The organism is Dietzia sp. E1, assembly GCF_014145015.1.
GTDB classification, from domain to species: domain Bacteria; phylum Actinomycetota; class Actinomycetes; order Mycobacteriales; family Mycobacteriaceae; genus Dietzia; species Dietzia cinnamea_A.
Genome location: NZ_JAALDU010000012.1, coordinates 1 through 9,577 on the forward strand (window position 1 = coordinate 1; position 9,577 = coordinate 9,577).

Genomic DNA, 9,577 nt, shown 5'->3' on the forward strand with positions numbered 1-9,577 from the left:
GCCGCGACCCCGCCCCGACCACCGCCGGGGCCGAGCCGGTCGCGGCCTGACCGCCCGCCCTGCACGATGGCGGCAAGGCCCGACCCCCGCGCCCCCGCCACTCACCCCACAGGAGGAGACACCATGGCCAGCACCACCGTCATCGTCGGATCGGCCGAGGGCCTGCACGCCCGCCCGGCCGGCATCATCGCCGAGGCCGCCGAGAAGTACGACACCGACATCGAGATCACCTTCGACGGCGAGGAGGCCGACGCCGCCTCCGCCATGCTCATCATGGCGCTCGGCGCGGAGAAGGGCGCCGAGGTCACGGTGAGCGGCGACGACGCCGACGCCGTGGCCGAGATCGCCGCCCTCATCGAGCAGGACCTCGACGCCGACTGACCGTCTCGCCCGCCCCCGCCGAGCGGAGGAACTCGCCTGTATCGCGCGAGAAGCGATGCGCGAAATCCTCTTCTCGGCGGGGGCGCAGGGCGGAGGCTAGACGTCCACGGTCTCCGAGGTGCCCGACCGGGCGAGTGTCGCGAGCTGGCGGGTCGTCGCGCCCGGCAGGTACGCCCGACCGATCGCCACACCGATCCGAGGCAGATCCGCCTCGTCCCGGAAGCAGAGATACACGGGCTCGATCCTCGGATTGAACTTGCTCTTGAAGTGGTGCAGCGACCGGAACCCGTAGTAGGGCTCGAGCGCCTGACCCAGCAGATCGAGTCCGCGGTCGAGGGCGGCCACCTCGTCGTCGTCGTCCCCACTGCGAGCTAACGGGGCACCGGACAACGAGACGTGATCGGCGCCCTCCTCCTTGAACTGCAGCGCCGATCGGGCGATGAGGAACTCGACCATGTTGTTCGCGCCGGGGCCGTTCCGCTTACGCATGAGGTCCAGCGTCCAGCCGCGCACGCCGCCGTCGGGGCCACCGCGGTAGACCGGCAGCCACGACAGAGCGGCCTGGACGACCCCGCCCGAGTCGACGGCCAGGGCGATGCGCACGTCGTCGTCGAGCGCCTCCTCCACCGTCCCCAGGGTGAAACCCATCTCCGGCAGCTCCTTGTCCCCGACCCACTGCTCGGAGATCTCCCGAACCTGCGCCAGCACGGACGCCGGCTGCTCGCGCAGCAGCCCCGAGACGAACGTCGTGCCGCTCTTGGTGGCCTTGTTCATGGCGGTGCGGATCTTCTGCCACTTCTTCCCGCTGAACTCCAGGTCCGGCAGGTCCATGATGGTGTCCTCGGCGATCTGCAGCGCCCGCCAGCCGTGCGCGCGCATCCGCTCGGCCGTCTCGCCCGACACCGAGAACAGGCACGGCACCGCGGCCTGGGCCTCGGCGAAATCGACGAACGAGGCGAGGAGTGTGTCGCGGTCTGCCGGGTCCGCCACGGGATCGGCGAGGGCGATGATCGTGCCGACGTGCATGCGGTAGCCCACGACGCCGTCGGGATCGCCGGTCGCGTCGTCCCGGCCGCCGCCGAAGAAGTAGTTCATCGGCTGCCACGTGATCATCCACGACATCGTGCTGCCGCCGTGGCGCCGGATGAGCTCGCGGACGCGATCGACCACCTCGTCCGAGTGCACGCCGGAGCCGGTGACGCGCTGCCGGATCCGCACGCCGAACGCGCCCCGGCCCACCACCAGCAGGACGGCCTCACCGATCCACAGGAGGCCGGTGCCGAGGGTGACCGCGCCGAGTGACTCGAAGTCGGCGGCGACGACCAGGGTGGTGACGACGAGGGTGGCGGTCGCGGTGACCACGGCGTACGCCAGGGCCACGCCCCACGCGAGCCGGTACCCGCGGCGGAGAAGCTCGGCGGTCGCGGCGGCGATGAGGACGGACAGGAGCATGCCGGCCAGGCTCACGTCGTCGGCCTCCGTCGGACCGAGGGGGCCGTCCGAGGGCAAGACCCACACCACCACGTGGACCGCGGCGATGAACCACATGCCCGCGGAGACCACCAGTCGGGTCTCCCGGCGGGTCCGGGGCGCCAGACCCCGTTCGGTGCGGGAGAAGAACCGCTCCCCGACGAACAGGAACACCACGAAGGCGATGAAGTGCGTCAGATCGGCCAGACTCCCGACGAACAGGAACGACACGATCACGTAGCCGTACAGCACCGCGCGAGCCCGGAGCCGCCACGGCGAGACCAGGGTGGCGGTGGCGGCGGCGAGGACAGCGATCACCGCGGTCGAGCACCCGACGTCCAACAGCACGGACAACTCGGTGGCCCACTCCCACCCGACGGCGTCCCCGGGCACGATCACCGCGACCGCGCCGAGCACGCCGATGAGCTGGCCGGTTGCGGCCACCAGTGCCGTCCGCGCGGGGCCGAGCCGCCATTCGCCCACACCGATCCCCGCCGCGACCAGCACGAGGAGCGACACGTGCTGCAGCGGCGTGAGCCCGAACCACGGCCCGGTCGCCAGCGTCCACCAGCGACCGCCCTCCAATGCGGGCACGCCGTAGGCGACGTCGGGGAACCAGGAGGCGTCGCGGGCGCTGCGCCACAGGGTCTCGAAGACCAGGCCCGTGACCAGCAGTGCCGCGACGATCACGGCGGTGACGGGCAGGCGTCTCGCAGCGGTGGCGACCGCGTGGCCGGCGGTGGTGAAGGGGGACCGGGCGGCGGGGTCGTCGGTCTTCTCGGTGATCTGATCGGTGCTCACTAGGGGACCTCCGGCGAGGGGACGGCTCAAGTATGAGCCCGCCGGGGTGAACCTGTTGTTATTTCGCGAGCGACAGCGCTGTCAGGACGGTCTCTACCTCGGCCCGGTCACGTCCCCGCAGACCCAGGAGCGGACGGGGCAGGCAGTCGTCCGGAGCGAGGCGGAGCAGTTCGGCGACGGCTGCCACCACCCGCAGGCTCCCGTGCCGGGCGAACAGGTCCCACAGTGGGGCGAGCCGGTCCGACTCGGCGGAGGCCTCCCCGCTGTCGCCCGCCAGCGCCGCGCGGGCGATCTCGAGGGCAGGGTCGGGCAGCGTGCCGGCGAGGACGGAGTACCAGCAGTCGCAGCCACCGAGGAGCGCCGCGGCGGCCGAGGGATCGCCGGACACCCCCAACCCGACGCGCGCGGGGACGGCCGCCCGGAGCCGCGCGATGTGCTCGCGCGCGGCCTCGGCGTCGGGCGGGGGCGGTGGGATCTTGATCGACGCGACCGCGGGAAGCTCCGTCAGACGGGCGTAGAGCTCGGGCGTGAAGTCGAAGCGGGTGGTGCCGGGGTTGTCGTAGACCACCATCGGGACGGACAGCTCGGTCGCGACGTCGGTGTACAGGCCCACCACGTCGTCGGCGGTGAGCGGCTGGTAGCTCGTGGGGGCGAGCATGACCGCGGCGGCGCCGGCCGCCTGCGCGTCGTGGGCGAGGGCCCTCACGTGGGAGGTGCGCAGCGCGCTGATGCCGACGATCACCGGGGTTCCGCCCGCGTGCCGAACGGTCAGCTCGGCCACGCGGCGGCGCTCGGCCCGGTCGAGGTAGGCGTACGAGCCGGTCGAGCCGAGGGCGCCGATCGAGTCGACCCCCGAGCGCACCAATCGCTCGACGATGCGGGCGAAGGCGCCCTCGTCGACACGGTCGTCGCGCAGCGGGGTGAGGGGGAACGCGCTCAGGCCGGTGGTCGCGGTCGTGATCACGCGATCGCTCACAGTTTCAGCACCCGCCCGCACACCACCAGGTGCACCTCGTCGCAGCACTCGGCGACGCTCTGGTTGAGCGCACCCAGTAGGTCGCGGAACAGCCCGCCGGAGCGGTAGGGCGGGACGACGCCGGAGCCGACCTCGTTGGTCACCAGCACCACGTCGGTCCGGTCCTTGAGCGCGGCGCAGAGCACGTCGGTGCGTTCGTCGACCGCGGCGCGGGCCTCGTCGGCGGGCGCGTCCCACAGTCCCAGGCCGTCGACCGTCGCGGTGAGCCAGGTGCCCAGGCAGTCCACGAGGACCGGACCGGGCGCCTCGCGCAGGGCGGTGGCCACGTCGGGGGACTCGACCGTGCGCCATCCCGCGGGCCGGTGGGCGCGATGGTGGGCGACGCGCTTGGCCCAGTCGGGGTCGTCGAGGTCCTCGGCGGGATGACCCGGCGCCACGAACGTCACGGGCGCCGCGCCGGTGTCAGCGGTACCGGCGTCGGCGGCACCGGCACCGGCACCGGCACCGGCGTCGGCACCGGTGAGGAGTCGCACCGCGTGCCGGGACTTCCCGGACCGCACGCCGCCGGTGACCAGGACTCGCATCAGCGTCGCCGCCCCCGGTCGGCCACGGTCACTCTCGCCGTCCGCGGGTGAAGTAGAGGATCGGCCCGATGAAGTTGACCACGATGATCGCGGCCCACTTCCCCTTGGAGCCGTTGACCTTCGCGGCCGGGCGCGCGGCCAGATCCGCCCATGCGGACACGGCGAGCGAGACCTGCAGGGCGACCAGTGCCCACAGGCCCGCCCGCTGGGCGTCGCTCAGTTCGCTCAGGCGCTTCTTCCGGGCCATGCCGGACCTCCTCCGTCGATGTGGTGACCTGACTCTAGAGGGTCCCGGCGCCACTCGATCCCCTGATGGCGGCGCCCGACGGCAGGGTTTCCGGGCAGCAGTCGAGAGCGGAAGCGGGAGCCCGGATACCAACCGGCGAACAGCAGAACGAGGATGGCCAGGTCCACGATGTCGCCGCCGTAGTACATGAGCTGGGCGCCGACGCGGGCTTCGGTCGGGTCCACGCCTGTCGGTGGATGGGCGTAGAGCCACTTGCCCAGGATCGAGTGGGCTCCGATGAACAGCACGAGCACGGTGGCGCGAACACGCAGGGAGGCGCGGTGGGGGTTGGGATCGGGCCCAATCATGGCCACCGTGAATGCCACCCCCGCGAGCAGGACGTGGACGTGCACCGCCACGTGCAGCGCCGGGGCGCTGTGCATCTCCGCGAACAGGTCGGTGGCGTAGAGCAGCCAGAGGCCGCCCGCGTTGAGTCCGGCCGCGACGACCGGGTGGGTCACCACGCGGACGGGCGGCGAGCGCAGGACCGCCGACAGGGTCCGCGCGCCGGGAGCCGGGAGGGTCCGCAGCGCGAGTGTCACCGGCGCGGCGAGGACCAGCAGCAGCGGTCCGATCATGCCCAGCAGCAGGTGCCCGGCCATGTGGGCGGTGAAGTCGTGACGAGCGGCGTCCGCGATCGGGCCGGCCCAGGCCAGGCCGACGCAGGCGAGTCCGGCGATCCAGGCGGTGGTGCGCCACCGGGCCCACGGTCCGCGTGCGCGGTGCCGGTGGACGCCGGCGAGATAAGCGGCCAGAACGACGGCGAGGACGGCGATCCCGGCCGGTTCGGCGAGCCACCACTCGGCCGCCGCGTCGTGCCCGACGGTTCCGAGCCCGGCGTGACCGTCGCCCTCGGCGTGGCCGGGGTGACCGGCGTGTTCTGCGTGCCCCGCAGGTTCGGTGTGCCCGTTCAGGTGATGCCCGGAGTCCACGGCCGGTCAGCCCCAGGGGCGCCTGGCGGCGGAGGCCCGCAGCGGGACGGCCCTCGTCCGGCGCAGGATGACGAGCCCGATCAGCAGCAGGAGCACCGCGGAGATGATCCACACGAGGTCGTAGACGAGCAGGTCCACGCCGTAGCGGATCTGGTGGATGCCGAGGATCTTGTGGAAGACCACCCCGTCGAACAGCTGGAAGACGCCGATGCCGGCGAGGACCGACCCGGCCCATCGCCCCCAGGGGACCGAGATCTGCTGACGGACGTCGGCGAACATGAACAGGCCCCATACGGTGATAAGCCACGTGGCCCCGTGGAAGAGGCCGTCGGCCACGAGGGCGACCGTCGCGGTGGACAGGTCGTAGAAGTGGTGCCACTGCAGGAGCAGATGGAAGATGAACAGGTCGATGACCGAGCCGGCGATACCGCAGCCGAAGAGGAATCCCGACAGGACGAGTCGCCGGCCGATCGCGGGCGTGGGCGACGTGCCGGCGGGATCGAGGTCGGGTGACGGACTCGGTGGCGTGGGCATCGGCTGGACCCTCCGGCGGTGGATCGTCGTGCTCACGACAGGCTAGGGCCGCCTGCCGGGCCGGGCCACCGGTGCGACCGACCGCGCCCCGGTGAGGGCGCGGTCGTCGGTGGCCGCCGTCAGGCGGGGACCAGCTCCTGTTCCCGGTCGCCGTCGGGTCGGGCACCGGGCGCGGTCACCTCGCCGACCGGTGGGGTCGGCGGGTGGGTGTGGTGGTCGATCGTCGTGCGCAGCGGCTTGAGGCGGTCGATGACGACGAGCAGGGAGATCACCCCCCAGACGGCGACGGTCAGGAGATGACCGGGCACGACGTCTCCGTCGAAGTGGAGGATCGACCGGATCGACTCGACGGCGGCGGGCATGGGCAGTTAATCGTGCAGGATGCGGAAGATCTCCGGCCCCATGTAGATCGACAGCGCGCCGTTCGTGGCGGGGACGCCGAGGAACATCAGTACGCCCACCACGGGGAACACGGCGAACAGGCCGATGAGCCAGATCAGGGCCGCCACGAGCGGCGCGTAGACCGCGACGATCGGCAGCAGCGTCCGCAGCGGGCGGCTGGCCGGGGCCGCGTTGGCGCTCACCACGATGATCATGAACCCGGACAGGACCCAGCCCGTCGCGACGTACATGCTCACGGTGCCGCCGCTGTCGGAGCTGGGCAGCGGTGCCGCGTCCTCGGGGACGATCGGCAACCGCTGCGCTTCGGCGACATGGGTGAAGACCTGGTTGACCACCTGCTGCGCGGCGCTGCCGCCGGCCTGGTTGGTCAGCACCGTGGCGGTGGGGTTCTCGGCCGAGGGGAGGACGAAGGCGCCCACGATCTCGTGGTCGGCGACCATCTCGCGGGCCTCGTCGCTGGTGGCGACCACCCGCAGGTCGAACATGCCTGTCATCTGTCGTGGTGGCCAACGCCGGCATCTGCACCCCGCAGATCTGGGACACCATCGCGCCGGAGGACTTCGCCGCCACCATCGACACCAACGTCACCGGCGTCTGGAACACGGTGATGGCCACCGCGCACCACGTCATCGCGGCCGGCGGCGGGTCAATCATCCTGACCAGGCGTACGCGGGCAAGAAGACCCAGCCGTTCATGGTCCACTACACCACCTCCAAGCACGCGCTAGTCGGCAAGGCGCGGGCGTTCGCCGCCGAGCTCGGTCCGACGAACGTGCGGGTCAGCAGCATCCACCCCGGCGGCGTGGCCACCCCGACGGGCGGCGGCGACATGGTGAGCACGTTGGAGAAGGTCGGCGAGTCCAACCCGCCGCCCAACCTCATGGGCTCGACGTTCCTCGAGCAGACCTGGGCGGAGCCCGAGGAGATCTCGAACGTCGTGGCGTTCCTGGCGTCCGACGAGTCGAAGTTCATCACCGCCGAGCACATCAGCATCGACGGCGGTTCCCAGTACTTCCAGTCTGACGCGAAGCCGCGCACGGACGTACCGTCGGGGTATGACCCTGCAGGCAGCAACACCCGTCTCCCTCGGTTCCCGGTACGCCACCGGGTTCCCCGAGCTCGGCGTGCCGTGGAAGGCGGCCGAGGCGTCGGATCCGCGCCTCCTCGCCCTCAACGAGCCGCTGGCCGCCGAGCTGGGCCTGGATCCGGAGTACCTGCGCGGGGAGGAGGGGGTGCGCCTGCTCACGGGCAACCACGTGCCGGTCGGCGCCACGCCGGTCGCCCAGGCCTACGCGGGCCACCAGTTCGGCGGGTACTCGCCGCGGCTGGGCGACGGGCGCGCGCTGCTGCTCGGCGAGCTGCCCGACGGCCGCGACCTGCACCTCAAGGGCTCGGGCAGGACCCCCTTCGCACGCGGCGGCGACGGCCTGGCCGCGGTCGGCCCCATGCTGCGCGAGTACCTCATCAGCGAGGCGATGCACGCCCTCGGCGTGCCCACCACCCGCGCGCTCGCCGTGGTGGCCACGGGCACCACCGTGTACCGCGAGACGCCGCTGCCCGGCGCGGTGCTGGCGCGCGTCGCGGCGAGTCACCTGAGGGTGGGGACGTTCCAGTTCGCGCGGTCGACCGACGACGGCGAGCTGCTGCGTCGGCTGGCCGATCACGCCATCGCCCGGCACCACCCGCACGCCGCGGACGCGGAGAACCCCTACCTGGAGCTGTTCACCTCCGTCGTCAGCGCCCAGGCCGACCTCGTGGCCCGCTGGATGCTGCTCGGGTTCATCCACGGCGTCATGAACACCGACAACACGACCATCTCCGGCGAGACCATCGACTACGGGCCGTGCGCGTTCATGGACACCTTCGACCCGGCGACCGTGTTCAGCTCGATCGACACCGGCGGGCGCTACGCCTACGCCAACCAGCCGCCGGTGCTGCAGTGGAACCTCGCCCGCTTCGCCGAGACGCTCGTGCCGCTCGTCGACCCCGAACCGGAGGAGGCGGTCCGCCTGCTCACGGAGGTCCTCACCGCCTTCCCGGAGCGGTACCAGCGAGCCTGGACGGCCGGGATGCGGGACAAGCTGGGGCTGTCGGCCGAGGTCCCGGACGCCGAGGCGGACGACCTGATCGAGGAGCTGTCCCGGCTCCTCAACGCCACCCGGCCCGACCACACCGGCTTCTTCCGCGCCCTCGGCGCGGCCGCGGCGGGCGACAACGCGCCGGTCCGGGAGCACGTCGGCGTCCTGGCGGAGGACTGGCTGACGAGATGGCGGGCCCTGGGACCCGCCCGGGGATCGATGGACCGGGTCAACCCGCTCTACATCCCGCGCAACCACCTCGTCGAAGAGGCCCTCGATGCGGCCACGGCAGGGGACATGGGCCCGTTTCTCGAACTCCTCGTCGTCGTCACCGATCCCTACACCGAGCGCCCGGGGCGCGAGCGCTACGCACAACCGGCCCCTCCGGGCGCCGAAAAGCACGTCACCTACTGCGGAACCTGAGGCGAAACTCATTACAGTACAGGCGTCTTGACAGGAAACATTTACTTATTGACTCTGCCGTTTGTCAGCCATTCGTATGACACTGAGGTTGTTACATCAATCTCGTGGAGCGCCGGTGGGCGCCCTGGGGGTCATGAAGTGCGAATATTCATCGCGGACAGCGACGGCGGCTACCGGCAGCCCTCGAGGATACTCGGACGGTTCGTCGACAACCTGTCGGAATGGACAGGTGCCCGGGACACCGTCAGGGTGCAGTGGCCCACCCCGGGCACGGTGAACCCGCGGCGATCCCACACCTGGGAATCCGCGGCCGCCGCCGGCGTGGCCGACCTCAGCCGACTCGTGCGCCTGCACCCGTCGGACCCCCTCGTGCTCATCGGCGTCTGCAGCGGCACGCGCGTCATCTACGACTGGATGGACGCCCACCCGGAAGACCTCGACCGCGTGGTGGCCGTCGGGATGATCGGCGACCCGTACCGGCCGCGCGACCGCTGGCTCGACGGCACCCCGGACCCCGGCGGGCAGGGCGTGGCCGGCCTGCGACGCGGCCCGATCCCCGAGCGCACCGACTGGGTGTCCGTGCCGGGGGACCCGCTGAGCGGCGTGCTCCCGGACTGCCTCCTGCGGGGCGTCGTCCGCGCCTCGACCCTGGCCCCCGACCAGGTCTACGACGAGTTGCTCGAGGACCTGCCGGACACCCGGCCGCGCCTG

At 71.9% G+C, this 9,577-nt stretch carries 10 protein-coding genes and 2 pseudogenes; 4 read left to right on the forward strand and 8 right to left on the reverse strand.

From position 1 onward, the window contains the following. Positions 1–123 precede the first annotated feature (123 nt). Positions 124–381, forward strand: a complete 258-nt coding sequence (locus tag G6030_RS00590; protein ID WP_007629212.1) for an HPr family phosphocarrier protein — start codon at positions 124–126, stop codon at positions 379–381. A gap of 96 nt (positions 382–477) precedes the next feature. Here the strand turns inward: G6030_RS00590 and G6030_RS00595 are convergent, their stop codons facing one another. The 8 genes from G6030_RS00595 to G6030_RS00630 all read right to left on the reverse strand — a co-directional run bounded on the left by G6030_RS00595 (position 478) and on the right by G6030_RS00630 (position 6,860). After that, positions 478–2,652 (reverse strand): phosphatidylglycerol lysyltransferase domain-containing protein, encoded by a 2,175-nt coding sequence (locus G6030_RS00595; protein ID WP_182641862.1) that lies wholly within the window; start codon positions 2,650–2,652, stop codon positions 478–480. A gap of 58 nt (positions 2,653–2,710) precedes the next feature. Then, positions 2,711–3,628: a dihydrodipicolinate synthase family protein gene (locus G6030_RS00600; protein ID WP_347238538.1), complete on the reverse strand. Its 918-nt coding sequence runs from the start codon at positions 3,626–3,628 to the stop codon at positions 2,711–2,713. Further along, positions 3,625–4,212, reverse strand: a complete 588-nt coding sequence (locus G6030_RS00605; protein WP_182641864.1) for a bifunctional adenosylcobinamide kinase/adenosylcobinamide-phosphate guanylyltransferase — start codon at positions 4,210–4,212, stop codon at positions 3,625–3,627. Before G6030_RS00605 ends, G6030_RS00600 begins: the two co-directional genes overlap by 4 nt. Before the next feature lie 28 nt (positions 4,213–4,240). Beyond that, positions 4,241–4,459 (reverse strand): PLDc N-terminal domain-containing protein, encoded by a 219-nt coding sequence (locus tag G6030_RS00610; RefSeq protein ID WP_182641865.1) that lies wholly within the window; start codon positions 4,457–4,459, stop codon positions 4,241–4,243. Beyond that, positions 4,438–5,430: a cytochrome c oxidase assembly protein gene (locus tag G6030_RS00615; RefSeq protein ID WP_347238539.1), complete on the reverse strand. Its 993-nt coding sequence runs from the start codon at positions 5,428–5,430 to the stop codon at positions 4,438–4,440. The genes G6030_RS00610 and G6030_RS00615 overlap by 22 nt, the downstream gene beginning before the upstream one ends. A 6-nt stretch (positions 5,431–5,436) precedes the next feature. Continuing rightward, positions 5,437–6,000: a DUF2243 domain-containing protein gene (locus G6030_RS00620; RefSeq protein WP_347238540.1), complete on the reverse strand. Its 564-nt coding sequence runs from the start codon at positions 5,998–6,000 to the stop codon at positions 5,437–5,439. Between the two features lie 83 nt (positions 6,001–6,083). Then, a complete protein-coding gene (locus tag G6030_RS00625; protein WP_182641866.1) occupies positions 6,084–6,326 on the reverse strand; it encodes a hypothetical protein in 243 nt (80 codons plus the stop codon). A 6-nt stretch (positions 6,327–6,332) separates the two neighbouring features. Then, on the reverse strand, positions 6,333–6,860 hold the full coding sequence (locus G6030_RS00630; RefSeq protein WP_182641867.1) for a hypothetical protein: 528 nt from the start codon (positions 6,858–6,860) through the stop codon (positions 6,333–6,335). Between the two features lie 2 nt (positions 6,861–6,862). On the opposite strand from G6030_RS00630, the pseudogene G6030_RS00635 reads away from it, so the two are divergent. From G6030_RS00635 to G6030_RS00645, 3 genes and pseudogenes are all read left to right on the forward strand, one after another. Continuing rightward, positions 6,863–7,380 (forward strand): annotated as a pseudogene (locus G6030_RS00635) (SDR family oxidoreductase); the annotation flags it as partial. Positions 7,381–7,420: 40 nt separating this feature from the next. Continuing rightward, positions 7,421–8,866 carry a protein adenylyltransferase SelO gene (locus tag G6030_RS00640; RefSeq protein ID WP_182641868.1) on the forward strand — a complete coding sequence of 482 codons (1,446 nt, stop codon included), beginning with the start codon at positions 7,421–7,423 and terminating at the stop codon, positions 8,864–8,866. Between the two features lie 138 nt (positions 8,867–9,004). After that, a pseudogene (locus tag G6030_RS00645) lies at positions 9,005–9,577 on the forward strand (hypothetical protein); the annotation flags it as partial.